This window comes from Massilia sp. TS11, from assembly GCF_022012445.1.
In the GTDB taxonomy this organism is placed as follows: Bacteria; Pseudomonadota; Gammaproteobacteria; order Burkholderiales; family Burkholderiaceae_D; genus Telluria.
On sequence record NZ_JAKLTS010000009.1, the window covers coordinates 1 to 23,718 of the forward strand.

22 protein-coding genes are annotated in these 23,718 nt (G+C 63.0%); 12 read left to right on the plus strand and 10 right to left on the minus strand.

The window, feature by feature from the left end; all coding sequences use genetic code 11:
* Window positions 1-20: 20 nt before the first annotated feature.
* From LZ005_RS14335 to LZ005_RS14385, 11 genes are read left to right on the plus strand one after another with little or no spacing between them, the layout of a single operon-like run.
* Window positions 21-4,895, plus strand: a complete 4,875-nt coding sequence (locus LZ005_RS14335) for a hypothetical protein (protein WP_237808768.1) — start codon at window positions 21-23, stop codon at window positions 4,893-4,895.
* Window positions 4,892-6,388, plus strand: a complete 1,497-nt coding sequence (locus LZ005_RS14340) for a hypothetical protein (RefSeq protein ID WP_237808769.1) — start codon at window positions 4,892-4,894, stop codon at window positions 6,386-6,388. Before LZ005_RS14335 ends, LZ005_RS14340 begins: the two co-directional genes overlap by 4 nt.
* On the plus strand, window positions 6,385-7,665 hold the full coding sequence (locus LZ005_RS14345; protein ID WP_237808770.1) for a hypothetical protein: 1,281 nt from the start codon (window positions 6,385-6,387) through the stop codon (window positions 7,663-7,665). Before LZ005_RS14340 ends, LZ005_RS14345 begins: the two co-directional genes overlap by 4 nt.
* A 3-nt stretch (window positions 7,666-7,668) precedes the next feature.
* Window positions 7,669-8,307 (plus strand): DUF4376 domain-containing protein, encoded by a 639-nt coding sequence (locus LZ005_RS14350; RefSeq protein ID WP_237808771.1) that lies wholly within the window; start codon window positions 7,669-7,671, stop codon window positions 8,305-8,307.
* Window positions 8,304-10,184, plus strand: a complete 1,881-nt coding sequence (locus LZ005_RS14355) for a hypothetical protein (RefSeq protein ID WP_237808772.1) — start codon at window positions 8,304-8,306, stop codon at window positions 10,182-10,184. Before LZ005_RS14350 ends, LZ005_RS14355 begins: the two co-directional genes overlap by 4 nt.
* Window positions 10,185-10,186: 2 nt before the next feature.
* Complete coding sequence (locus LZ005_RS14360) at window positions 10,187-10,687, plus strand: hypothetical protein (protein ID WP_237808773.1); 501 nt, start codon at window positions 10,187-10,189, stop codon at window positions 10,685-10,687.
* A gap of 9 nt (window positions 10,688-10,696) precedes the next feature.
* Entirely contained in the window at window positions 10,697-10,882 is a 186-nt protein-coding gene (locus LZ005_RS14365; protein WP_237808774.1) for a hypothetical protein, read from the plus strand.
* Window positions 10,879-11,322 carry a D-Ala-D-Ala carboxypeptidase family metallohydrolase gene (locus LZ005_RS14370; protein WP_237808775.1) on the plus strand — a complete coding sequence of 148 codons (444 nt, stop codon included), beginning with the start codon at window positions 10,879-10,881 and terminating at the stop codon, window positions 11,320-11,322. The genes LZ005_RS14365 and LZ005_RS14370 overlap by 4 nt, the downstream gene beginning before the upstream one ends.
* Window positions 11,319-11,573: a hypothetical protein gene (locus LZ005_RS14375; protein WP_237808776.1), complete on the plus strand. Its 255-nt coding sequence runs from the start codon at window positions 11,319-11,321 to the stop codon at window positions 11,571-11,573. The genes LZ005_RS14370 and LZ005_RS14375 overlap by 4 nt, the downstream gene beginning before the upstream one ends.
* Complete coding sequence (locus LZ005_RS14380) at window positions 11,566-11,931, plus strand: hypothetical protein (protein ID WP_237808777.1); 366 nt, start codon at window positions 11,566-11,568, stop codon at window positions 11,929-11,931. The genes LZ005_RS14375 and LZ005_RS14380 overlap by 8 nt, the downstream gene beginning before the upstream one ends.
* Entirely contained in the window at window positions 11,928-12,188 is a 261-nt protein-coding gene (locus LZ005_RS14385; RefSeq protein ID WP_237808778.1) for a hypothetical protein, read from the plus strand. Before LZ005_RS14380 ends, LZ005_RS14385 begins: the two co-directional genes overlap by 4 nt.
* A gap of 293 nt (window positions 12,189-12,481) precedes the next feature.
* Here LZ005_RS14385 and LZ005_RS14390 read toward each other — a convergent pair whose 3' ends face one another.
* Both LZ005_RS14390 and LZ005_RS14395 read right to left on the minus strand, forming a co-directional pair.
* Window positions 12,482-12,814, minus strand: a complete 333-nt coding sequence (locus LZ005_RS14390) for an STAS-like domain-containing protein (RefSeq protein ID WP_237808779.1) — start codon at window positions 12,812-12,814, stop codon at window positions 12,482-12,484.
* The gene (locus LZ005_RS14395) at window positions 12,759-13,616 is read right to left on the minus strand and encodes an ATP-binding protein (protein WP_237808780.1); all 858 of its coding nucleotides are present in this window, start codon (window positions 13,614-13,616) and stop codon (window positions 12,759-12,761) included. The genes LZ005_RS14390 and LZ005_RS14395 overlap by 56 nt, the downstream gene beginning before the upstream one ends.
* A gap of 180 nt (window positions 13,617-13,796) precedes the next feature.
* On the opposite strand from LZ005_RS14395, the gene LZ005_RS14400 reads away from it, so the two are divergent.
* Window positions 13,797-14,042, plus strand: a complete 246-nt coding sequence (locus tag LZ005_RS14400) for a hypothetical protein (RefSeq protein WP_237808781.1) — start codon at window positions 13,797-13,799, stop codon at window positions 14,040-14,042.
* 1,090 nt (window positions 14,043-15,132) lie between these two features.
* Here the strand turns inward: LZ005_RS14400 and LZ005_RS14405 are convergent.
* The 8 genes from LZ005_RS14405 to LZ005_RS14440 all read right to left on the minus strand — a co-directional run bounded on the left by LZ005_RS14405 (window position 15,133) and on the right by LZ005_RS14440 (window position 23,633).
* Window positions 15,133-15,522 carry a RidA family protein gene (locus LZ005_RS14405; RefSeq protein WP_237808782.1) on the minus strand — a complete coding sequence of 130 codons (390 nt, stop codon included), beginning with the start codon at window positions 15,520-15,522 and terminating at the stop codon, window positions 15,133-15,135.
* A 9-nt stretch (window positions 15,523-15,531) separates the two neighbouring features.
* A complete protein-coding gene (locus LZ005_RS14410; protein ID WP_237808783.1) occupies window positions 15,532-16,680 on the minus strand; it encodes an acyl-CoA dehydrogenase family protein in 1,149 nt (382 codons plus the stop codon).
* A 1-nt stretch (window position 16,681) separates the two neighbouring features.
* On the minus strand, window positions 16,682-17,536 hold the full coding sequence (locus LZ005_RS14415) for an enoyl-CoA hydratase family protein (RefSeq protein ID WP_237808784.1): 855 nt from the start codon (window positions 17,534-17,536) through the stop codon (window positions 16,682-16,684).
* A gap of 8 nt (window positions 17,537-17,544) precedes the next feature.
* Window positions 17,545-18,060 (minus strand): MarR family winged helix-turn-helix transcriptional regulator, encoded by a 516-nt coding sequence (locus LZ005_RS14420; protein ID WP_237808785.1) that lies wholly within the window; start codon window positions 18,058-18,060, stop codon window positions 17,545-17,547.
* Between the two features lie 8 nt (window positions 18,061-18,068).
* Window positions 18,069-18,827 carry an SDR family NAD(P)-dependent oxidoreductase gene (locus tag LZ005_RS14425; protein ID WP_237808786.1) on the minus strand — a complete coding sequence of 253 codons (759 nt, stop codon included), beginning with the start codon at window positions 18,825-18,827 and terminating at the stop codon, window positions 18,069-18,071.
* A 3-nt stretch (window positions 18,828-18,830) separates the two neighbouring features.
* Window positions 18,831-21,185, minus strand: a complete 2,355-nt coding sequence (locus tag LZ005_RS14430) for a bifunctional salicylyl-CoA 5-hydroxylase/oxidoreductase (RefSeq protein ID WP_237808787.1) — start codon at window positions 21,183-21,185, stop codon at window positions 18,831-18,833.
* Window positions 21,182-22,807, minus strand: a complete 1,626-nt coding sequence (locus LZ005_RS14435; RefSeq protein WP_373889334.1) for an AMP-binding protein — start codon at window positions 22,805-22,807, stop codon at window positions 21,182-21,184. Before LZ005_RS14435 ends, LZ005_RS14430 begins: the two co-directional genes overlap by 4 nt.
* A gap of 115 nt (window positions 22,808-22,922) precedes the next feature.
* Window positions 22,923-23,633 carry a response regulator gene (locus LZ005_RS14440; RefSeq protein WP_237808788.1) on the minus strand — a complete coding sequence of 237 codons (711 nt, stop codon included), beginning with the start codon at window positions 23,631-23,633 and terminating at the stop codon, window positions 22,923-22,925.
* Window positions 23,634-23,718 lie beyond the last annotated feature (85 nt).

The window sequence follows — 23,718 nt, forward strand, 5'->3', positions numbered from 1 at the left end:
TTTCTTTTCCAGGATAGCAAATGAACGTCGGAACTCTCGAAATTGAGCTGATGGCGAATATCGCCAGGCTGCAAGCCGATATGGACCGAGCTCAGCGCACCGTCGGTGGTGCAATGGCCGACATTAGCAAGACCGTAGAACTCGCGAAGAAGGCCATGCTCGGGTTTGCTGGGGTGGCGTCAGCCTCGGCTTTTGCAGACATGATCAAGGGTTCCATCGAAGCCAGCGCCGGAATGCATGACCTGTCGATTCAGACAGGGGCGTCCGTGGCTGCGCTACAAGCCCTGAAATCAGTGGCGGCAACCTCAGACACCACCATCGAAGGAATCGCTGAAGCGATGGGGAAACTTGCAAAAGGCATGGCTGGCGCAGATGAAGAAAGTAAAGGTGTCGGCGCCGCCATCAAAGCCCTCGGCCTGGATTTCAACCGCCTGCAAGCGCTGTCCCCGGATCAACAAATGCTCTCGATCGCGAAAGCAATGGATGAATTCGCCGACGGAGCCGGAAAGTCTGCCGCGGCAATGACGCTGTTTGGAAAGTCCGGGGCACAAATGCTCCCGTTCTTGAAGGATCTTGCGGATGAATCTGAAAACGTCACCGCCAAACTAACAGATCAGCAAGTGGCCGCAAAAGCCGCCCAGGCCGCAATGGCGGACGACTTCACCGACAACCTCACCAAAATCAAGAAGGCTGGCGAGAAGTGGAAAGGAGATATTGCAACTGGCATGCTTCCGGCGCTCTTTGAGCTGTCCCAGGCATTCCTCGACGTAAATAACAGTGCCGGCGGTATCAAGGCACAGATTTCCGGTCTGTCCAAAGACGGATCGATTACCGAATGGTCCCGGATGGCTGTTACTGGCGTGACCTATGCCATGGACGCATTCGAGGGATTCTGGCGCGTTCTCAAAGCACTCGGGAAAGGCATAGGGGCGTTCTTTGCTGCCGACATTGCCCTACTCCAGGGCGTCTTCACTGCAATGAAGCAAGGGATTCAGGGGAATTTCTCCGACGCCCTCAATACTTTGCAAAGCATGGGTTCAACGGTTGCAAGCGTTGTATCGGAATATGGCTCCGACCTTTCCGGCATTTTCAGCGAACAAACGCTAGGCCAAAAACTGCGGGACCGCATGAGCGAATTGCGTGGTGTTGCAGCTGTCGCAAAGGATGCTAAGCAGGCACTTGATTTCGACGCAAATGGCGATGCCAAGTTGGATAAGGAAGCTCAGGCATACGCAGCACTAATTTCTCAAATTAAGTCAAAAATCCAAGAAAGCAAACTGGCACTTGTGATCAACGATCAGTTGACCGAGGGTCAGAAGATCGCAATCAAGGTCGAGCAAGAACTTGCCTCGGGCAAACTCGTTCTCTCCGATGCACATCAGAAGGTCATTCAGTCTAAGTTGGCTGAACTGGCTGCAACCGAGAACCTCATTAAAGCTCAGGCCATTGAAAAGGACGTTCTCAATTGGATTATCGAGAGCACACGCGCGCGTCTTGCATCTCGCGACGCTCTTGAGATTGAGTATGCAATGTATGGGAAGTCGAATGCTTCCCGCGAAGTTGCAATGATCGCCATTCGTGAAGAAGCTGAAATGGAGAAGTTTCTTTCAGCCGAACGCAAGGCTGGGAAGTCAATTACCGAAGAGCAATTGGATCAACTTCGCCGGGAAACGGACCTCCGAATCGCAACAATGCAAGCCACGCTTGCCCAAACCAAGGCATTGCAAGGCGCCGCCACCCTGGCCGAGAAGAACAAGACCTTCAACGCTGAGTGGATCATTGATGACGAAGCGCGCGCTCAGGTCCAGCTCCAGCTTGAGGCTGAGAAATGGCAGGAGATGATCCAACTGGCCGGCGACGGAACCGACGCACAGAAGAAGCTGCAGAAGGAGTACGACCAGTGGTATGCAAATGAGTCGATGCGACCTGCTCTTCAGAAGCAAAAAGATCTCTGGAAGTCGATTGAAGGAGTGGCGCACGACACGTTCATCAGCATCCTCCAGAGCGGTAAGTCGGCATTCGATCGCCTGCGAGATGCACTGAAAAATGGCCTGTATGAGCTGCTGTACCAGATGACATTGAAGCAGTGGATTCTGAACATTCAAGGGAACGTCAGCAGCGTCCCTGGCGCACTACAAGCAGTCGGAAGTGCTGGATCGGCACTTGCCGCGGCGGGCTCTCTGTCTGGACTGCTTAACCTTGGTGGAGCGGCCGGAACCGCCCTCAATTCCAGCGTCGTCGGGCAGTTCTATTCCGGGCTTACGGGTTCCGCTGGTGCTGCAGCGCAGGCCATGGGAGCGGAGATGACCACGGCAGCCAGTATCGGTAATACCGTGGCGACCGTGTTCCAATCGCTAGGTGGTTGGACGACGGTCGCCGGTGTAGTGGGCGCTTGGCTGATTTCGAATTGGCTGGATAAGGGCCCGGAGGCCAATACCCGCCTCACGTTTGCCAACAACAACAAGCCGGGGAACATCAGTATCAACGAGCGCGGCAACGAGGGGCAGACCTCGAACCCGTATATCGGCGGCTATGGCACATCGGCCCTGGGCACGTTCGGCGTGTCGTCCAGCTTCTGGATGGATACCACCAGCAAGGCCATGCAGGACTTCATCAAGACCGTGAGCCAGACGGACGATGTTCTAGCTCGGCTGATGACGACGACTGAGCAGGCTTCGGTGAAGGACTACCTGACCGGCAAGAGCTACTACGCCTCCACCGGAGCCGAGGGGTCGAACCCGAATGCCAACGGGCAGCTAGACAAGGTATTCGCGCAGCGCCTGGCCAATATCCTCGACGGCGTAGAAAGCGGATTGTCCGATGCGATCAAGTCGTTTGTCGGAACGTCGCAGGAAGCGGCCACGGAGGCTGCGAAGATCCTCGCAGCCCGCCATAACCTCGATCTGAACAGCAAGAGTGTCTTCGGCGAGCAGGTATCCCTTCAGCAGATCATGGCACTGCGCGGCTCCTCGGAAGCGACGAGTGCGGCTCTCGATCGAGTCGTTCAGGAGTTCCAGCTGACGGACGCCGCCGCCAAAATGCTGGGCAAGACAACCGTCGAGGCCTACGGAAAGGCTGGCTTCGCTTCGGTCCAGGCGCGTGAGGAGTTCATTGCTGCTGCGGGTGGCATGGATGCCCTGACGGCCAAGGTTGGTGCCTACAACACGGCCATGGCCACGTTGACGTCGGCCCAGAGCGCATATAACTCCGCTGTGCAGGCCGCGCGCTCCGCGATGTCTACGGCCGCTGGCCAGTATATGAACTTTGTGAATGCCGTGACGGCCGCTCAGAGCGGCGTGGCCGACGCGCGCGCCGCAATCAGCGAGCAATACCTCGCCGCTGTTCAGGCCGAGCGCGACGCACGCAAGACCGTCATCGACGAACAGACGCGCATCACCGACGGTTACCTACAGGCCGCTGACAAGGTGGCCCAGGCGCGTCAGAAGATCGGCGACAGCTTTTCCAAGTTGGCGAACGATCTCGGCGAATTCCTGTCGAGCCTGGAAACCACGGACCTGGCAGGCGCGTCGAGCGCGAGTCAATACGCCGCCCTGCAGTCGCAATTTGCCGTCATGGGCGCTGCCGCCAAGGCCGGTGATGCCTATGCAGCGAGCCGCTTGCCGACAATCGCCACCAACCTCCTGAAAGCGAGCAAGGATCAGGCGAGTACTTCGCTCGAGTTCCAGCGTGATGTCGCGCTGGTGCGCAATACAGTTGGGGCGGCCCTCAATTACGCCAATGGCCGCGCAACGGCGGCCAATCCGAACGGAACACCAGACGAATTGGGTGCAGCTCTGGCCGAGCAAGCCAAATGGGCCGAGGCCGTCACCAAGTCTGGCGCCAGCTTCGAGCGATCGACCACCTCGATCCTGGCCGGCTATGACGCTGCGGTGGCGGCCCAGAAGGATGCCGCCGGCGCTGTAGCCTACTGGGCAACGGTCGCGCGCGACACTGGCGCCAGCACCGATCTGACCAAGTCGGCCCTGCAGACCCAGGGCGAAGCATTGATCGCACAGTACCTGGCCGCCCAGAACGCACTCGCCAAGGCTCAGATCGAGCTGGAGGCGGCGAACAAGATCAAGGGCGACCTGGAGCTCAAGCAAACCACGGCGCTCGAGGAATTTGCCACCAGCATCAAGAACGTCAATTCGACGGCGGCCGATGCCTACGCAAAGGCAAGCGAGCTCTTTACAGCCGCCAGCAACGAGCTTCTGGCCGGATCCGCAGCTGCGGCCGCAGCCCAAGTCGAAGCCAAGTCCGGCATGACCTACTGGGGCTCTGTCGTCACGAGCACGGCGGCCGGCATTGCGGCGTCCGTTGCCGCCCTGGCTGGCGTGCAGGCCCAGGTTCAGGCTGCCGCTGCAGCCAATGCCGCCGCCATCAAGGCGACGGGCACCGAGGCTCTGGTGCGCAGCTGGTACGCCGGGAATTGGCAGTACGGCGATGGATCCAAGCCTGACGCTGGCGGGGTTGCCTATTGGATGGACAAGCTGAAGCAGTACGGCATGGATACCGTCAAGTCCGGGTTCGCCGAGGCCGCGGCGCGCGATGCCGGCTACACCACCCCTCTCAGCATCAAGACTTTCGCAACTGGCGGGGACTTTGGCGGCGGCCTGCGCATCGTGGGCGAGAACGGCCCGGAACTGGAAGCAACCGGCCCATCGCGCATCTTCAATGCGGGCCAGACCCGTCAAATCCTGTCCGGCGGCACACAGGAACTGGAAAAGCGCATCGATCAAGTGGTGGCCGAGAACAAGCGTCTCAATACGCAGATGACCTCGCTCCTGGCATTCGTGGCCAAGCAGACCAAAATGATTGAGCGCGTCACCAACAACGGTCAGGCCATGACCGTCACCACCGACTCCGACAACCCGCTTCTCACGGAGACGGCATGACGACCGAGAATCCTTTCGCCCTCATCAAGCCGGTAGCCTTTGCCGCGGCCATGTTGGTGGGATCCAGCGTTTCCGAATCTGACCCGGCCGCGTGGAACTCCGGGACAGCGTATGCCGTTGGGGACGTGCGCTATGTCAGCCAGACCCAGCGTTGCTATACCTGCCTGGTCGCGAACACGGGGCACCGGCCCGATTTCTACGACGAGATCGCCATCCCTGAATGGCAGGTGTCCGACACCGAGGCCACGACCTGGGCCGCCGGCGAATATCTGATGGTCGGCGCCCGCCGTCGCTTGGCCAGCACGCACCTGGTCTACGAGTGCCAAGAGGCGCACTACAGCCGCAACGCCAGCACGGCGACCGTCACCATCTCCAACGCGACGCCAGGGGTCGTCGCCTGGACCAGCCACGGCCAGGCCGCCGGCACGCCGGTCGTGCTTTCGACCACCGGAACGCTGCCGGCCCCGCTCGTCCCGGGCGTCACGTATTACGTGTTGAGCCCGAACACCAACGACTTTCAGCTGGCGGCAACCGTTGGTGGCACGGCCATCAACACCACCAGCGCCGGCAGCGGTACGCACACCGCCACCGTGGCCAGCACGAGCCCTGAGCTGAACGTCGGCGATGGCCAACTGTGGGTCGAGGTGGGCGCGACCAACAAATATGCGGCCTTCGACAACACCTGGGGCACGCAAACCACCTCCCGCGCGGCCCTGGTGGACTGGAACAGTGGCACGAGCTACGCGGTCGGCGACCTCTGCAAGTCGGGGGGCATCATCTACAAGTGCCTGATCGCGCACAGCAACGCGGCCCCGGCCTCCAATACAGGAGGCGGTTCGCCCAAGTGGCTCGATGTGGGCGCGGCCAGCACCTACGCCCTGACCCTTGCCTACCAGCCTGGCCAGGTCGTCGACAGCGTGGCGTGCCTGAATCTGCTGGGCTCGAGCATCAATATCACCTGCACGAACGGCGGGGTGCCCATCTCGTCGAGGACCATCACGCTCGAGACGGATATTGGTGTCTACGACTGGTACAGCTACTTCATGGCGCCCATCGTTGCGGAAGACGATGTCGTCGAGACGGATCTGCTGCCCTACTACAACCAGATCGTGCACGTCACGATAACCGGGCCCAGCACGGTCGCGATCGGCAACATCGCTGCCGGGCAGTACGTTGAATTCGGCGCTCTGCAGCTGGACGCCAGCGCGAGCATCACCGACTACAGCAAGAAGACGACCGACGACTTCGGCCACATCACAGTGGTGGAGCGCCCCTACAGCAAGCGCTTCGAGGGCGTGGTGCAGATCGATTCGACCTTCACCGACCAGGCTGCCGCGATCCTCGCCCAGGTGCGCGCCACGCCGTGCGTCTACATCGGCGCCGGAAATCTCTTCTCCAGCCTGATCGTCTGGGGGTTCTTCAAGGACTTCCAGATCCTCTTCAAGCACCAGGAACAGCACTTCGTCTCAATCTCCATTGAAGGCCTCGTATGACCATCGACACCCTGCCAACTTTCAGCGTCGCGGCGCCAACGCGAACCGATCCAAGTACGTTCAGCGAGCGTGGCGACACGATCATGACCGAAATGGTGGCCCTGATCCCGGCCATGAACACGTCCATCGGCCAGATTAACACCGCCACGGCTCAGGTGACGACGGACGCAGCCACCGCAAGTTCGGCGGCGACAACGGCGACTACCCAAGCCACGGCAGCCGCAGCCTCGGCCGCGAGCGCGGTCAATGCCCCCGGCACCACCGCGACATCGACCACCAGCGCGGCAATACCGACCGCGATTCCGACTAGCGTGTCCCTCACCATCCAGACCGGCAAGAGCATCGTGGCCGGCCAGTGGATGATCGTGACCGCCACCAGCTCGACCAATAACTGGTTCATCGGCCAGGTCACCAGCTACAACAGCGGCACGGGCGCGCTGGTGCTGAACGCGCTCTACGCACAGGGCACCGGTACCTTCACCGCTTGGTCCGTCGCGCTGGCCGCGCCCGCGATGACCACCGTGAACAACGCCATCCAGACCAAGAGCGGCGCGTACACGGCTGTCGCTCAGGACAAGGGAAGCGTCTTCAAGGTCATCGGCACCTGGACCTTCGGATTCACGGCCGCCGCTACGCTGGGCTCCGGCTGGTACTGCTACCTTGAGAAGGACGACAGCGGAACGATCACGCTCGACCCGAACAGCACAGAGACAGTCAACGGGAAGAACACCATTGCGATCGGCAGAGCCCAGCGCTGGATGGTCTACTGTGATGGCTCTGCCCTGTACGCGTGGCGTGTTGCTGGGCTGGTTCCTTACCTGAAAGTTTCGGATCAGAAATCGAGTGGTACAGCAGGCGGCTCAAGTTTGAGCAACGACATTACGCAGACCCGTACGTTCAACACCACAGAGATAAACACGATCCCCGGCGCTTCAGTGAGTGGAAACCAGATCACCTTCACTGAGCCGGGTGATTACGAGTGCTACATCAGATGCCCAGCGTACGGTGTCAATGTTCACAAGGCGTTTCTTTACAACGTCACCGACTCGACCTACGCGCTTGTCGGATCGAGCGCCCATGCGTTCAACTACTCCGCTGGTGGTGTGTACGGCCAGACTGATTCCGTCGTGATGGGAATTATCACGATCACTGCAAGCAAGACGTTTTCGATTCGTCATTTAACGTCAGTAGCAGTGGGTACATATGGTCTCGGCATGCCAACCTCAAGTGGCCAGGTCGAGGTCTACACCGAAGCAATTTTCAAGAAGGTGGCATAAGAAATGATCGATTACGTGACCCACGACGGAGCCGGCAACCTGACCGGCGCGTTCTGCCAAGATCCCCACCATGACCACGTCGGCCTGCTTATCGAATGCACGCCGGACGAGCGCTCGAATTGGCTGGCCTACCGAGCCGTGCAGGTTGAGCGCCAAATCGGCGAGAAAGTTATCCCGCCCGCTGAAGGCGCCCCGGAAGGCACGGAGCCAACCATCGAGCCCATCATGGGTATGGTCTGGGAACTGGAGCTGAAACCGGCACCGGAATTCGACCTCGCTGCCGCCAAGGCAAAGTGCAACGATGCGATCAATGCCTGGCGCCTGCACGCGAATTTCTCGCACTTCACCCACGGTGGTAAGCAGATAGCTTGCGATCAGCTCTCGCGCTCGGACCTAGATGCTGTGGCCAATTCGATCGGCTTGACCGGCGAGTTCCCGGAAGGCTGGCCCGGCGGCTGGAAGGCCATGGATAACACTATCCTGCCACTGGCTACCATCGAAGCCTTCAAGAGCCTGTACGCATCGATGACGGCTCAGGGGACGGCAAACTTCGGCCAAGCTCAAGCATGGAAGGCCCAGCTGGCCGCCGCCGAAGACGAGGCAGACATTGCGGCAATCTATGAGGCCATGGAGGCAGCATGATCGGCATCGGAGCGAACCTTGCCCTGAAGGCGGTGACGGCCGCCATAATCGGATGCTGGCAGAGCGGCGCGGCGCTCGAATTTGACTTCAGTACCGGCTCGGCGAATCCGGTTGTCGGCAACGCGACGGTGTACTGCACTCGCTCGGGTGCGACGGCCACGCGCTGGAATTCAGCCGGCCAGCTTGAGACTTGCGCCGCCAATGATCTCCGGTTTGATCACGATCCGACGACGCTACTGTACGAGAATGTTTTTCTCTACTCGGAGCAACTTGATAACTCCTATTGGGGTAAGACCGGTGGCACAGTAATTCTTCCTGATGTGGCTGTTGCACCTGATGGCTCATCAACCATGGAAAAATGGGTTCCACCTGCTGGCATCTCAGGCGCAAATATTGCTGGCGCCTACATGAGCTTTAATGCCGGCACTACCTATCACCTGTCAATCTTTGGTAGGCAAGGCGGGGGATATGACACGTTCACCATGGTCGGCTGCGTTTCAGCGGCATTCGGCGGAGCTGGTGGCAATGCAGCCGCGACCTTCAATCTAGCTACCGGTGCGATTACCAACATTGAACGGGGAGACATAACCGCAACGTGCTCGCTCAACTCTGACGGTTCATTCCGATGCTCTATCAAATTTACGCCTACCGTCACTACTTTGTTCAGCGCTCAGATTGTGAGGCAGCCTGCGACGGCAGACGGAACCAGCGGGACATTTATTTGGGGCGCGCAGTTAAACACGGGTCCGACTCTGCTCCCGTATAAGAGAACCGGAGCCACTGCCTTCCCTAAGTACTACGCCTGCAAGGGCCTGCTGATCGAGGAGGCACGCACCAACAGCATCCGCAATAGCACGATGGTTGGTGCTGCGGCTGGGTCTCCTGGGACTCTGCCAAACTATTGGACCCTGTCCATCGCTTCCGGCCTTTCGTCGCAAGTTGTCGGAACCGGGGTTTCATCGGAGGGGATCAACTATATCGACCTGCGCGTCTTCGGGACCGCATCAGCTTCGGGCCAAATAAACATCGGCTTCGAAGGTGCCACTTCGATCGCAGCAACTTCCGGGCAGACATGGACGCATAGCTTTTTCGTCGCCTTGGTTGGCGGCTCGCTCACCGGACTAGCGTTCAAAAATACGATCGATCAGATCGCGATAGGCGGGGGATTTGTCACAGGAGGTCCTGAAGTCGCGATCACTCCAACCTCGGCCGCAATGTACGGTCAGCGAACTTCGACGACGGCAACTATCTCAAGCGGATCAACCGCATATATGCGACCTGTCCTCTACTCAAACGTCGCAAATGGTGCCGCTATTGACGTGACCCTTCGCATCGGCCTTCCACAGCTCGAGCAAGGCGCGTTTGCCACCAGCGTGATTCCTACGAGCGGGGCGGCCGTCACGCGCAATGCCGATGCAATTTACGCTTGGCTTGGGCCCTGGTTCAACTCGCTTGAGGGAACCATGCTGTGCGTCTTCGATGCGGCTGTGCCAGCCTCTGGGAGCTGGCCACGCGCATGGTGTCTGTCCGATGGAACGATAAACAACTTCATTCATGTTGTGATAAGCAGTTCGGCCCAGGTGTTTGGTGAGGTCTACGCCAGCGGCCACACGTTCAACTCGAACGCCGCTTTCAGCGGTTATGCCGGAGCCGTGACCAAGGTTGCGCTCAACTTCAAGGCGAACGACACCTCGATTGCCAAGGATGGCGTTTGCAATGCAACCGACACCAGTGTCACGCTCCCGACCGTCACCAAGCTCACAATTGGCAGCGATCACGCCAGCAATGCCGGCACCTTCCTGAATGGCCACGTGAAGCGCCTTGCATTCTTCCGCACGCGCGCGGCAAACGCCGACTCTGCCCAAATGGTTGCCTGACCATGGACACCATCACCGTCCGCTTCACTACCCGCTGGCCATGGAACCCTATCAGCCTGGCCGTAGCGCGTCTAACCGGTTCCCGCCAGTGGTCGCACTGCATGCTGATCATCGGTACCGAGGCATTCGAGGCATCGATGACGCACGGTTGCCGGGTGGTGCACATCGACGAGGCTATGCGCGGCGTCGTGGCGTGGCGTGACATGCTGGTGCCTGTTCCGAACTTGGCCGCCGCACTGGCCTTTGGCTATGCGCAGAACGGCCGCCCGTATGACTGGGCCGGCGCGCTGGCGCTGCCGCTTCTGGCTAGTGAGGACTGGGCTGACGATCGCAGCTGGTGGTGCAGCGAGCTGGTGTTCTCCATGCTCGGCGCAGGCGGCACCTGGGTGCTCGACCCGACCGAGGCCCGCCGCGTCACACCGAATGACCTCCACCAGGTCAACTATCCGAAGGGCGCGATCATCCGCGCCCGCCACATTTCCAACCGCCCAAACCCTGCGTAAAGGACCGCCATGCCAGAAGAAACCCGCAATTTGACCGACGCCGACGTGAAGGCAATCGCCGACGAGATGGAGACGCGCATGGTCAACCGCTTTTACAACGACCTCGGGCGCGGAGTCTGGGGCATGGTGTGGAAGGCCATCATCGTGGCTTTGATCGGCCTGGCCGCGCTCGGCTCGGTGAAGGGCATCAAATGAAGCTCTCACTGAACTTCACGCTCGAGGAGCTGACCTTCTCCCAGACCGCTACTCGCCTCGGTATCGACAATACTCCTGGCCCCGATGTGATCGAGAACCTGCGGCGTATCGCCCAGCTTCTCGAGCGCGTCCGGGTGCTGGTGGGCGGCCCGATCGTCGTCTCCAGCGGGTACCGCTCGCCGGCGCTGAACGCTGCTGTCGGCGGCGCTCAGGATCCGCCCAGCGCGCATACGCTGGGACTGGCCGCTGACATCACGACGCCACGCATGACGCCCAAGGCGCTCGCAATCCTGATCCGCGACAGCGGCATCGAGTTTGATCAGGTCATCCATGAGGGAACGTGGGTGCATATCGGCTTGCGCGCCGGCCAACTGCGGCGCCAGGTTCTGACCGCGCAATTCAATGGCGGCCGGGCCACATACACCGAGGGCGTCGCATGAACTGGCTTCGTGAATCGATTTCCGATGGCCGCACCGGGCGCGCATCGAGCAAGCGGGTGGCGATGCTGCTGGCCACACTGGCCCTGGCGCTGGCCGTGGTCATCCTTGCAGCTGCCGCCGTCTTCGGGCGCGACGTAGCGGCAGCCATAGCGGCAGTGGCAGTGCCGCTGGCAGGCATTGGTGGTGGTGCCTATGTTGGCGGCAAGAGTGCCGAGCGGCGGCGCGATGAAGATGGGGGCGCCAATGGGTAGCCTCGAGACTCTGCAGGCCAAGATCATTGCCGGCGGGCTGGCCCTGCTGGTGACACTGGCGGCCGGAGCAGCTGCCGGGGCAGTCGTCAACGGTTGGCGCCTCGAGGCTGGCCATGCCCGCGAGCTGGCCACGAAGGATCAGGAGATCTCCGGTTTGAAGGCGGCCATCGAGAAGCAGAACGGTGCCGTCGAAGGCCTGCGCGCGGCAACCGAGGCAGCTCATGGCGCACGGAAGCTGGCCGAGTCATACGCGCAGCGCGCGATCGGGACGCTCGACCAGCGCGCGGCCGCCGTCGCCGGCACCAAGGCTACCGACTGCCCGGGCGTCCTGCGCGAAGCATGGGGGGCTGGGAAATGATGCGCGTGATCGTGATGCTGGCCGTGGCCAGTCTGCTGCAGGCCTGCGCGACGGTGCAAAAGCCAGTCGAAGTGAAAGTGCCGGTAGCGGTCGGCTGCCTCGGGCCGAAGCCCGCACGCCCGGTCAGCAAATTCGGGCAGGGCCCATACCCTGGCGACAAGCCGGCCGCCCAGCTGGCGCTCGCCGATGCAATCGCGTGGGAAAAGTATGCAACCGGCCTCGAGGCTGCGATGGCTGGGTGCTCAGATTCTGACTAATTCAGTGTGAGGCGATATGCATCAAGAGCTGGGCCCTTGACTCGCCTCCCACCGATCGATGCATGGGTCCGCTTTACGCTTCGCTAACTCAATTAGCCCTTCGATTGTCCATGAAAGTTGAAGGTCAATCAGGCTGGTTTCGCAGTCGCCATATCGATTCGTTAGGCGTAGGGTGAAGGATGCCCCTAGCCCTTGTGATGTCTGCTTCGCTGGCGTGAACCGAAGAAAGCAATTTCGGTATTCGACGTCATCGATCGGGGTCATCACCGAGCCCTTGCCCGGGCTTTGATCCATCATGCGGCCCCGCACCGGGTTAGGATCACATGACGAACAAGCGGACGGGCATTCGCAGCAACGTTTACCAGCTTAACCCGGTTCTTGAAATCGATCAGGCCAATCTGGGCTGCCAGGCGACCAATGCACTCGTCCGCAAAGGACGGCGTGAGGCTTTGATCGTGGAAGTCTATTTCGATGTGATCGTGCTCGTGGAGCAGGTCAAGCAGTTGCTGACGCGCTTGTGCACCCACCGGCCGAGTTGTGAGTTCGGTGGCAAGCGACATTATGTCTACGCTAAAAGAAGTCATCATCGTCGATCCCCTCAGGAAGTGGAAGTTGGCGATAAACATCACCAATATCCATACGCCCACACAAGTCCCATTCGATAACAATGAGAGTACCACTCCATGGGACTTTTGTCTCAAACGTCTGGATTAAGCCGTTCCTTGTAACAAAAACTTCATCGCCAGAGTGAACGTAAAGCATCCCTCCGTTCTGCTCAAGAAGCATTCTCGCGACGGCAAGACCGTAGCCGCTGTGCCCATTTCCTGGCTTGCTCGTGATCCCGTACTCGGTTGCCATTGCGCAGGAATTCTCCGTTTGAAGGCGGGTCCAAAGTGACAAGTTTTGCTTTAAAGACGTTCGAATGCCGATTCCCGAATCGACCAAAGCAATTTGCCCCTTCATCCCTCCGCCCCAAATCTGAGCGCATATGGCACCATAAACACCGTCAGGCACTGCGGCATGTGCATAGCAATTGCCAATCAACTCGCGTAGCATCGTTTGAAGTGCGTCGACAGTTTCTGGAGTATCGCAAACGGATGCCAAAAGACGGCCTATCTTCCCTGCAATCGCCTCAATTCCGCGCTCATCGTTCAAGAGCTCAATTGGATGATACCTCCCGCCAAGACGAACTTTTGGCCCATAGGGTGACGGTATGCCAAGTGCATCCCATAGCTGCATGGTGTCGGCGTAGCTATCAAACTTTGAGCCCAGTGAAATATCCGCAAGCTGACGGTGTCGCAGCACATGTGCAAGCGTCGCAAGGTGATATGGCTTAAGGAACTTTGGGCTTTTGCAAGTTCCAGTCCTTTGTAATTTATCAAGGTCACCAAGCCAATTGCTGATGTCACTGACTAAAGTAAATTCCATTGCCCCGTGAGAGATTCAAAATTTCCATTCTATACAGTTGAGTTGGGAAAAGTTCCGCGAATTGTCACTGGCATTTATACTGTTTGGATGTACAGTACAGTCAAACGCCTCCGCGTCGTCGGCCGCCGCCGTTCTGACCGGGATATCAGTGCAGATCCGGGCATCGCCGGAGACCTGAGCATGGCCATGGTCGGCCGCAACTACGTGCTGGCTATCTGTGGGCCGAATCACAGCGCGATGGGCCCATGCCTATACGATGCGCGCCTGGTTACGATCAGTGGCGATCGGATGCTCTTTGAGGGAGTCGAGCGCGTAGGTGATGAGGCAAACCGCGAGGCCGAGTCCCATATGCAGGAATGGGCGGTTCACGTCACCCTCAAGCTGCCGGCGAGCTTCGGCGCCGTGCATGGTCACAGCAACGTCTAGAACCGGCGCCAACGCCTTTGCCATGGCCGCGTGAGAACACGCAGGGCCACATCAATCGGAATACCGCCGGCGGCCAGCTGGCGCGCAGCAGCAGGTATCCCCTCCACTTCAGCCACGACCTGGGCGAACAGCACCAGCCGCGTCATCTCGCGGCGCTCACTCGCCCTGCCGTCCCGGCCTCTCTTCATGCCCGCAGAGTACTCGCGGCGCGCCAAGCACAGTTGACCCTCCTCACACCGCACCCATCAAAAGAATTGCCGCCTATTTCAAGCCATACTCAGGCTTTGCGCCTTGAGTTGTCCTATGACAATCTGCGCAGGCTGTTAAGAAACAAACAATTAAAATTGAAGCGCACCAAAAATCAGTGCGCATGGGTAGACCGGAGAAAGAACGGCCAGTCGGCGTGGCCGCCATTTAATCCACTTTGAGGAACACGATGAAATACCGAAATACCGCCGACAAATCGAACGGCCAACACCCTGCCGTCGATGAAGTCGCAGCAGTCTGCATGCACGTCCTGTGCTTCGCTTCTTGGTACCGCGCACACGAGCGCCAAATCGTCTTGATGGACCGAGGTGCTGCCGCAACGATTGCCGATGTCATATCGGACGCAACCGGGACAGCGAGGCGATTACTGAGAGCGCGCCGAGTTACCCATCCTGAGCTCTCAGACTTCGACTGGACGCCGGCTGTCAGAACCGACACTTGCAACGAAGACGACATGTAATCCCGCCTACAAAGCGCCGACCTGATGGTATTTCTGATGGTATCTTGGCGCTACCGTTTCTCTAACCTATTGATTTCCCTGAATTTGGTCCCTCCGGTAGATTCCAGCCGGGGACCATCACTGGGCCAGCCGTGCCAAGGCAGTCAGCAGCGCGACAAGCGTCGCAAACTGGCCAATGGCCAGGCCAATATCCACTGCAGCTGGCGCGCGAGGCGCTTATTCACGCGCAGCCCGACTTGATGCAGCTTCTTGGCGATGGCGAGCTCGATCCGGCTGGCTTCCGGCGAAGTAGCTTCAATAGACGTCCCCGTATCGACTTTATGCGAAGCGGGTCCTGCAGGCCCACACGATACCCTTCAGCACTCAGGGCAACACGGCCGTGACTTCGATCTCGACGCGCGCAGCCTCCTCCATCAGGCCGCTGACCTGCACGGCCGTCATGGCCGGATAGTGGCGGCCGATCAGCTCGCGGTAGATGGCGCCAACCTCCTTGCCGGCCGCCAGGTACTCACCCTTGTCGAGCACATACCAGGTCATGCGCACAATGTGCTCGGGCCGCGCGCCGGCTTCGGCCAGCACGGCCACGACATTGGCGAGCGCCTGGCGCACCTGGCCGGCAAAATCCGTGGTCTGGAACTGCTTGTTGGCGTCCCAGCCGACCATCCCGCTGATAAACACCATGCGCCCGCTGGCGGCCACGCCATTGGCGTAACCGCTTGGACGCGCCCAGCCCGGAGGCTGCAGAATCTCCATGATTTCCTTTCAGTTGTGCTCGCGCAGCAGCTCGCGCGCGATGATCAGTTGCTGGACTTCGGTCGCGCCTTCGTAGATGCGCAGCGCGCGGATCTCGCGGTACAGGCGCTCGACCGGGTGCTCGCTGACGACACCGAGGCCGCCGAACAGCTGCACCGCATGGTCGATCACCTGCTGCGCCGTTTCAGTGGCCGTCATCTTGGCCATGGCCGCCTCGCGCGTGACCTTGCGGCCCTGGTCGCGCTGCCAGGCGGCGCGGTAGGTCAGCAAGGCGCTGCTGTCGATATCAGTGGCCATCTGGGCCAGCTTGGCCTGGGTCAGCTGGAAGTCGGCCAGCACCTGCCCGAACATGCTGCGCGTGCGCGCATGGGCGAGCGCCTCGTCGAGCGCGCGCCGGGCAAAGCCCAGCGCGGCCGCCGCCACCGAGGTGCGAAACACGTCGAGCGTGGCCATCGCCACCTTGAAGCCCTGCCCCGCCTCGCCCAGCCGGGCGCCGGCCGGCAGGCGGCAGTCACGCAGGCGCAGGCGCGCCAGCGGATGCGGCGCGATCACCTGGATGCGCTCGGCGATCTCGAAACCGGGCGTGGCCGCATCGATGATAAAGGCGCTGATGCCGCGCGCGCCCGGCTGCTCGCCGGTGCGGGCGAACAGCACATAGAAATCGGCGATGCCGCCATTTGAAATCCAGGTCTTTTCGCCATTGAGCACGTAGTCGTCGCCATCGCGCACGGCGGCGCACTGCATGGCGGCGACATCCGAACCGGCGCCCGGCTCGGACAGCGCAAACGCGGCGATGGCCTCGCCGCGCGCGACCCGTTCGAGATAGCGTTCGCGCTGGGCCGCGCTGCCGAACAGGCTGATGGCGCCGGAGCCCAGGCCCTGCATGGCGAAGGCAAAATCGGCCAGGCCGTTGTGGCGCGCCAGCGTCTCGCGGATCAGGCAGATGGCGCGCGTGTCGATGCCGCTGCCATCCTGATCGACTGCATGGCGCAGCCAGCCGGCGGCGCCGAGGCGGCGCACCAGTTCGCGGCAGTCGGCATCGGCATCGCCGCTGTGGACGTCGGCCGCGTGGCGGGCCGCCCAGACATCGAGTTCGTCGGCCAGATCGGCGTGGCGCGGGTCGAAGAAGGGCCAGTCGAGGTAGGTGCGGTCGGCCATGTCAGTCCCCTTCGAACTGCGGTTTTTCGCGCGCCACGAAGGCGTGATAGGCGCGGTGAAAATCGTTGGTGGCCATGCAGATCGCCTGGGCCTGGGCCTCGGCCTCGATGGCTTCGTCGACGCCCATATTCCACTCCTGCTGCAGCATCTTCTTGGTCATGCCGTGCGCGAAAGTGGGGCCCTCGGCCAGCATGCGCGCGAATTCCTGGGCGCGCGCCAGCAGCTGCTCGGATTCAGCCAGGCCGTTGAAGAAGCCCCAGCGCTCACCCTCCTCCCCGCTCATGCTGCGGCCCGTGTACAGCAGTTCGGCCGCGCGGCCCTGGCCGATCACGCGTGGCAGCAGGCTGCAGGCGCCCATGTCGCAGCCGGCCAGGCCGACGCGCATGAACAAAAAGGCGGTCTTGCTGCGCGCGGTGGCGAAGCGGATGTCCGATGCCAGCGCCAGGATGGCGCCGGCGCCGGCGCAGACGCCGTCCACGGCCGCCACCAGCGGCTGCGGGCAGGCGCGCATGGCCTTGACCAGATCGCCGGTCATGCGCGTGAAGGCCAGCAAGCCAGGCATGTCGAGCCGCGTGAGCGGGCCGATAATGTCGTGCACATCGCCGCCCGAGCAGAAATTCCCGCCCGCGCCGGTCAGCACCACGGCGTGGATATCCTCGGCATAGGCGAGCGCGCGGAACAGGTCGCGCAGTTCGGCATAGCTGTCGAAGGTCAGCGGATTCTTGCGCTCGGGGCGGTTGAGGGTGATCGTGGCCACGCCCTCGGCGGCCTGGTAGTCGAAATGCTGGGGCACATAGCCACTCAGGCTAAGGCGGTTGCCAGGCAGGCTGTGGGCCTGGCCAGGAAGGTGGCGCATGGCGGTCCTTATTTTTCGTCGGTGTCGTTCAGGTGGTTCTTCAGGCGTGACAGCAGCGCAATCAGCTGGGCCTTCTCGTCGCTGCTCAATTCGCCCAGCAGCTCGCTGATCCAGGCTTCGTGTTCGGCCGCCATCTCGGCGAACACGCGCCGGCCAGCCCCGGTCAGCTTGACGCTGTAGGCGCGCCGGTCCTTGGGGTCTAGCACGCGCATGACCAGTTTTTCCTGCTCGAGCTGGTCGGTGATGCCGGTGACATTCCCGCCCGTGACCATCATGCGCTTGGACAGTTCGCCCATGCGCAGGCCATCGGGGAAGCGCTCGAGCTGGGCCATGAGGTCAAAGCGCGGCAGCGTGATGTCGAAGCGCGCCCGCAGGCGCGAGCGGATCTCGTTTTCGATGCGGGTCGTACACGACAGCATGCGCAGCCAGAGTTTGATCGACTGGCTGGCGTCCTGCGGCAGGCGGCTTTCCAGGTCCAGCACCTGGGCATCGGCGTCGTTCGGCTTGTGGTCGTCGTCTTTCATTCTCGTTCTCACATGACTTCACCGCCGGCGACGGCGATGGACTGGCCGTTGATGGCGGCCGCGGCGTCCTGGCACAGCCACAGGACGGTGTGGGCGACTTCGTCCGGGGTGACGAGGCGCTGTTGCGGGTTGGCGGCGGCCAGACTGGCGCGCGCCTGTTCGGTCGTGCGGCCGGTCGTCTGCACGATATTCGCGACCGCCTCGGCCACGATGGCGGTGTCGGTAAAGCCGGGACAGACCGCGTTCACGGTCACGCCCTGGGCCGCCACTTCGAGCGCCAGCGCGCGCGTCAGGCCGACCACGCCGTGCTTGGCGGCGCAGTAGGCGGCCACGTAGCGGTAGCCGGTCAGTCCGGCCGTCGAGGCGATATTCACGATCCGACCCCAGCCCGCCGCCAGCATGCCGGGCAAGGCCGCCTGGCTGCAGTGGAACACGCCGCCGAGGTTCACATCGAGCATGCGCTGCCACAGCGCGCCATCGGTCTTCAGAAACGGGGCCGATGCGGCTTGGCCGGCGTTATTCACCAGGATGTCGATGCGGCCGCTGCGCTCTGCGGCGGCGGCCAGCGCGGCCTGCACGGCAGGGGGGTCGCTGACGTCGCAGCACACCCAGCCCATGCTGGCCCCGGCCGCCGCCTGCAGGGCCGTCGCGTTTCGTCCGGCCAGGGTCACCTGTGCGCCGGCCGCGTGCAGGGCCTGCGCGCAGGCCAGACCGATGCCGGTGGCGCCACCGGTCACGAACGCGTGTTTGCCCGCGAGACTGGCCATGCGCTAGCCCTCCAGCAGGCGCGCGGCCCGCTGTTGCGGCGATTCGCCCGTGGCGCCAAGCGCGCGCTCGCGCGCCAGGTTGCGCTCGAGCTGCTGCTTGCCGGCGCGGTAGGGTTTGGGCCAGGGCACCGCCGTGACGCCGATGCGGGCGGCCTCCATCAGGGTCCAGGCCGGGTTGGCCAGATGCGGGCGGCCCACGGCGCACAGGTCGGCGCGGCCGGCGGCGATGATGCTGTTGGCGTGGTCGGCCTCGTAGATGGCGCCGACAGCGATGGTCGGAATGCCCGCCTCATTGCGCACGCGGTCGGCGAACGGGGTCTGGAACATGCGCCCGTACACGGGCTGCTCACGCTTGCTGACCTGGCCCGAGGAGCAGTCGATCAGGTCCGCCCCGGCGGCCTTGAACAGGCGCGCGATCTGCACCGCGTCGGCCGGCGTGATGCCGCCCTCGACCCAGTCGTGCGCCGAAATGCGCACGCTGATCGGCTTCTCGTGCGGCCAGACGGCGCGGATCGCACGGAACACGCGCAGCGGATAGCGGCAGCGGTTTTCCAGGCTGCCGCCATAGTCGTCGTCGCGCTGATTGGTCAGCGGCGAGATGAAGGACGACAGCAGATAGCCGTGCGCGCAGTGCAGCTCCAGCCAGTCGAAACCGGCGGCATCGGCCGCGCGCGCGGCGCGCACGAAGTCGGCCTCGATGCGCTCCAGATCGTCCAACGTGGCGGCACGCGCCTGCTGCGACACGCCTTCCAGATAGCGTTGCGGGCTGGCCGAGACCAGCGGCCAGCCGCCCTGCGCGAGCGGCTGGTCGATCCCTTCCCACATGACGCGGGTCGCGCCCTTGGCGCCCGCATGGCCAAGCTGCACGCCGATGGCGGCGTCGCTGTGCGCGTGCACATAGTCGGTGATGCGGCGCCAGGCCGTCACGTGCTCGGGAAGGTACAGGCCCGGGCAGGCCGGCGTGATGCGGGCGTCGGCCGAGACGCAGGTCATCTCCGCCATCACCAGCGCGGCGCCGCCCAGCGCACGCGCGCCCAGGTGCACGAGATGATAGTCGCCGACGCAGCCGTCCACGGCCGAATACTGGGCCATCGGCGAGACCACGATGCGGTTCTTCAGGGTCAGGCCGCGCACTTTGTAGGGCGTGAACATCGGCGGCAGCGCCGGCCCGGGCGGCAGTGCCACTCCGGCCTGGGCGCAGGCGCGCGCGGCGAACCAGTGCTCGAAGCGGGCCACGTAGCCAGCATCGCGCAGGCGCAGATTCTCGTGCGAGATGCGCTGGCTGCGCGTCAGCATCGCATACGCGAACTGTTCGGCTTCCAGGGCCGTGTAGCGCGCCACGTTCTCGAACCACTCCATCGAATTGCGCGCGGCGCTCTGAATTTTCAACACCTCGACGGCGCGCGTCTCCTCGTAGGCGGCCAGCGCGGCGGCCAGATCGGGATGGGCGGCGCAGCAGCGCGCCAGTTCTATCGCATCTTCCAGCGCCAGCTTGGTGCCCGAGCCGATCGAGAAATGCGCTGTGTGGGCGGCGTCGCCCATCAGCACCACGGGCCTGCCGTCCTGCCAGTGCACCCAGCGCTGGCAGACGATGCGCGGGAAGGCGATCCAGATGGCCGAGCCGCGCAGATGGCTGGCATTCGACAGCAGCGCATGGCCGTCGAGGTGTTCGGCGAACAGCTGCTCGCAGAAGGCGATGCCCTCCTCCTGGCTCATGGCCTCGAGGCCGGCGGCGCGCCAGACTTCCTCCGGCGTCTCGACGATGAAGGTCGACGTCTCGCCGTCGTACTGGTAGATGTGAGCCTGGAACCAGCCGAACGGGGTCTCCTTGAAGACGAAGGTGAAGGCCTCGAATTTCTTCTTCGTGCCGAGCCAGACGAAGCGGCAGCGCCGCGTTTCGACCTCGGGCCGGTAGCTGTCCGCGTAGCGCTTGCGGATACGGCTGTTCAGGCCATCGGAGGCGATCACCAGATCGGCATCGTAGGCCAGTTCGTCGTCGACCTCGGTCTCGAATTGCAGACGCACGCCGAGCTCCTCGCAGCGCGCCTGCAGGATGTTCAGCAGGCGCTTGCGGCCGATGCCGCAGAAGCCATGCCCGCCCGAGCGCACTTGCGCGCCGCGGTAGAAAACGTCGATATCGTCCCAGTGGTTGAAGGCCTGCAGAATCTGGCGCGCGGTTGGCGCATCGGCCTGCACCAGATTGCCCAGGGTCTGGTCGGAGAACACCACGCCCCAGCCGAAGGTATCGTAGGGGCGGTTGCGCTCGATGACTGTGATCTCGTGGGCCGGGTCCTGCTGCTTCATCAGCAGGGCGAAATACAGGCCGGCCGGGCCGCCGCCGATGCAGACGATCTTCATGCCTGCCCCGTGCGCAGCTTGAAGCGCTGCAGCTTGCCGGTCTCGGTGCGCGGCAGGCTCGCATGGAAGGCGATCGCGCGCGGGTATTTGTAGGGCGCGATCGCCTGCTTCACGAAGTCCTGCAGGGTCTGGACCATGGCGGCGTCGCCGGTGAAGCCGGGTTTGAGCACGATATGCGCCTGCACGATCTGGCCGCGCTCCTCGTCCGGCTGGCCGACCACGCCGCATTCGGCCACGGCCGGATGGCGCAGCAGCACGTCCTCGACCTCGGCCCCGGCGATGTTGTAGCCGGCCGAGATGATCATGTCGTCGGTGCGGGCGCGGTAGTAGAAGTAGCCGTCGGCGTCCATTTCGTAGGCGTCGCCGGTGAGGTTCCAGCCATCGACCACGTAGTCGCGCTGGCGTTCGTCGGCCAGGTAGCGGCAGCCGGTCGGGCCTTTCACGGCCAGCCGTCCGACCACGCCCGGGCCGACCGGGCGGCCCGCCATATCGAGCACGCAGGCCTGGTAGCCGGGCACCGGCTTGCCGGTGGCGCCCGGACGGATGTCGGCGCCGGCGGCCGAGATGAAGATGTGCAGCAGTTCGGTCGCGCCGATCCCGTCGATCATCTGGAGGCCGGTGGCGGCCTGCCAGGCTTCGCGCACGGCCAGCGGCAGCGCTTCGCCGGCCGATACGGTCTGCTGCAGGCTGCGCAGATCGTGGCCGGCGGCCAGCGCCGCCATCTGGCGGTAGAAGGTGGGCGCGGTGAAGCAGATGGTGGCGCGGTGGCGCGCAATGGCGGCCAGCAGGCCCTCGGGCGTGAGCTTTTCGAGCAGCACGCCGGCGCCGCCCACGCGCAGCGGGAACAGCAGCAGGCCGCCAAGGCCGAAGGTAAAGGCCAGCGGCGGCGTACCGATGAAGATGTCGTCGCCGCTGCTGCGCAGCGTGTAACGCGGGAAGCAGTCGCAGATGGCCAGCACGTCGCGGTGAAAATGCATGGTCCCTTTCGGGATGCCGGTGGTGCCCGAGGTGAAGCTGATCAGGCAAACGTCGTCGGCCGCCGTGTCGCAGGCCGTGAACGCCGCCTCCTGCGCGCCCATGCGCGCTTCCAGCCCGTCCGGCGCGCTGCCGCCGAAGCACAGCACGGGTGGGCAGTCGGGGATGCCCTCGAGCTCCGCGCTCAGGCTGGCCGCGCACAGCACCGCATTCACGCGCGCCTTGCCGATGATGACCCCGAGTTCGCGCGCGCGCAGCAGCGGCATGGTCGGCACGGCGATCAGGCCGGCCTTGAGCACGGCCAGAATACAGGCCGCCATCATCGGCGTGTTCGCGCCGCGCAGCAGCACGCGCTGGCCCGGCACCAGGCCAAGGTCGCGCACCAGCACCTGGCAGATGCGGTCGACGCGCGCCTGCAGCTCGGCATAGCTGAGGGTCTCGTGTTCGCCGATCAGGGCCGTGCGCGCGCCCTGCCCGCGCGCCACGGCGGCGTCGAGCAGCTCGCGCACGCAGTTCAGGCGGGCCGGATAGGCCAGTTCGGGCAGATCGAAGCGCAATTCCGGCCACTGCGCGGGCGGCGGCAGGTGGTCACGGGCAAAGCTGTCCTGATGGGCCGATATGCCCAGGACCGGGGTCTGTCGTGTCATGGTCGCCTTTGTGAAGTTCGCGCGGGACAGTGGCAGGAACTTTAAATCTAAACAATCACGGCATCAAGTGATTTATCGAGGCGAATTGCGCTGACGCAAGCCAGCTGTGCGGGGATCAGGAGGCCTGGCGCAGGCGGCGCGTCAGTTCGGCCTGGTGGAGGACGGCGCCGATGGCGTCGGCCAGGGCCGCGTGCAGGCTGTCGGTGGTCAGCGCCGCCCCCTGCAGGGCCTCGAGGCGCGCGGCCATGCCGGCCAGACCGAGGGTGCGGCAGCCGTCGCGCAGGCGCAGCAGCTGCTGCTCTGCCGCGCCCCGTTCGCCGCGCGCCAGCAGGCTGTCGATGGCGCCGCCGGCGGCGGTCAGCTGGGCCTGAAAGCCGCCCAGATAGGCCAGCAGCTGCTCGCTGCTGATGCCCAGCCGCGCGACCGTGTCGAGCGGCGCCTCGGCCGCGGCGTCGGGCGCGCCACCGGACAGCGCGGCCAGATGCACGCGCACCTGCTCGGCCTCGAAGGGTTTGACGATGTAGCCGTTGGCGCCGCAGTCGCTGGCCTGGTGCACGGTATCGGCATCGGTGGCCGAGGACACCAGCACAAACGGGGTGGCGCGCAGGTCGGCGTCGGCCTTGACACGCTGCAGCAGGTCCATGCCCGACAGGCGCGGCATGCGCAGGTCGCAGAACAGGATGGCCGGGCGCAGACCGCCTTCGAGCTGCTCCCAGGCCGCCTGGCCGTCTTCCGCTTCGTGGATTTCGAAGTCGCCGCAACTGTCGATCAGGTGCATCAGCACCATGCGCGAGACTACGTCATCGTCGACCACCAGAACTTTCATGCGCCAACACGCCTTGGAATCATATGGAAATGACTGAATATTAACAAAAAGCCTGCCATTTCGACATTAAATTCCGTAGTTTTTT

Bases quoted from the DNA above. Each gene is read 5' to 3' on its own strand.
- LZ005_RS14335 (WP_237808768.1), top strand. From the start codon at position 21: ATGAACGTCGGAACTCTCGAAATTGAGCTGATGGCGAATATCGCCAGG.
- LZ005_RS14340 (WP_237808769.1), top strand. From the start codon at position 4,892: ATGACGACCGAGAATCCTTTCGCCCTCATCAAGCCGGTAGCCTTTGCC.
- LZ005_RS14345 (WP_237808770.1), top strand. From the start codon at position 6,385: ATGACCATCGACACCCTGCCAACTTTCAGCGTCGCGGCGCCAACGCGA.
- LZ005_RS14350 (WP_237808771.1), top strand. From the start codon at position 7,669: ATGATCGATTACGTGACCCACGACGGAGCCGGCAACCTGACCGGCGCG.
- LZ005_RS14355 (WP_237808772.1), top strand. From the start codon at position 8,304: ATGATCGGCATCGGAGCGAACCTTGCCCTGAAGGCGGTGACGGCCGCC.
- LZ005_RS14360 (WP_237808773.1), top strand. From the start codon at position 10,187: ATGGACACCATCACCGTCCGCTTCACTACCCGCTGGCCATGGAACCCT.
- LZ005_RS14365 (WP_237808774.1), top strand. From the start codon at position 10,697: ATGCCAGAAGAAACCCGCAATTTGACCGACGCCGACGTGAAGGCAATC.
- LZ005_RS14370 (WP_237808775.1), top strand. From the start codon at position 10,879: ATGAAGCTCTCACTGAACTTCACGCTCGAGGAGCTGACCTTCTCCCAG.
- LZ005_RS14375 (WP_237808776.1), top strand. From the start codon at position 11,319: ATGAACTGGCTTCGTGAATCGATTTCCGATGGCCGCACCGGGCGCGCA.
- LZ005_RS14380 (WP_237808777.1), top strand. From the start codon at position 11,566: ATGGGTAGCCTCGAGACTCTGCAGGCCAAGATCATTGCCGGCGGGCTG.
- LZ005_RS14385 (WP_237808778.1), top strand. From the start codon at position 11,928: ATGATGCGCGTGATCGTGATGCTGGCCGTGGCCAGTCTGCTGCAGGCC.
- LZ005_RS14390 (WP_237808779.1), bottom strand. From the start codon at position 12,814: ATGTTTATCGCCAACTTCCACTTCCTGAGGGGATCGACGATGATGACT.
- LZ005_RS14395 (WP_237808780.1), bottom strand. From the start codon at position 13,616: ATGGAATTTACTTTAGTCAGTGACATCAGCAATTGGCTTGGTGACCTT.
- LZ005_RS14400 (WP_237808781.1), top strand. From the start codon at position 13,797: ATGGCCATGGTCGGCCGCAACTACGTGCTGGCTATCTGTGGGCCGAAT.
- LZ005_RS14405 (WP_237808782.1), bottom strand. From the start codon at position 15,522: ATGGAGATTCTGCAGCCTCCGGGCTGGGCGCGTCCAAGCGGTTACGCC.
- LZ005_RS14410 (WP_237808783.1), bottom strand. From the start codon at position 16,680: ATGGCCGACCGCACCTACCTCGACTGGCCCTTCTTCGACCCGCGCCAC.
- LZ005_RS14415 (WP_237808784.1), bottom strand. From the start codon at position 17,536: ATGCGCCACCTTCCTGGCCAGGCCCACAGCCTGCCTGGCAACCGCCTT.
- LZ005_RS14420 (WP_237808785.1), bottom strand. From the start codon at position 18,060: ATGAAAGACGACGACCACAAGCCGAACGACGCCGATGCCCAGGTGCTG.
- LZ005_RS14425 (WP_237808786.1), bottom strand. From the start codon at position 18,827: ATGGCCAGTCTCGCGGGCAAACACGCGTTCGTGACCGGTGGCGCCACC.
- LZ005_RS14430 (WP_237808787.1), bottom strand. From the start codon at position 21,185: ATGAAGATCGTCTGCATCGGCGGCGGCCCGGCCGGCCTGTATTTCGCC.
- LZ005_RS14435 (WP_373889334.1), bottom strand. From the start codon at position 22,807: ATGACACGACAGACCCCGGTCCTGGGCATATCGGCCCATCAGGACAGC.
- LZ005_RS14440 (WP_237808788.1), bottom strand. From the start codon at position 23,633: ATGAAAGTTCTGGTGGTCGACGATGACGTAGTCTCGCGCATGGTGCTG.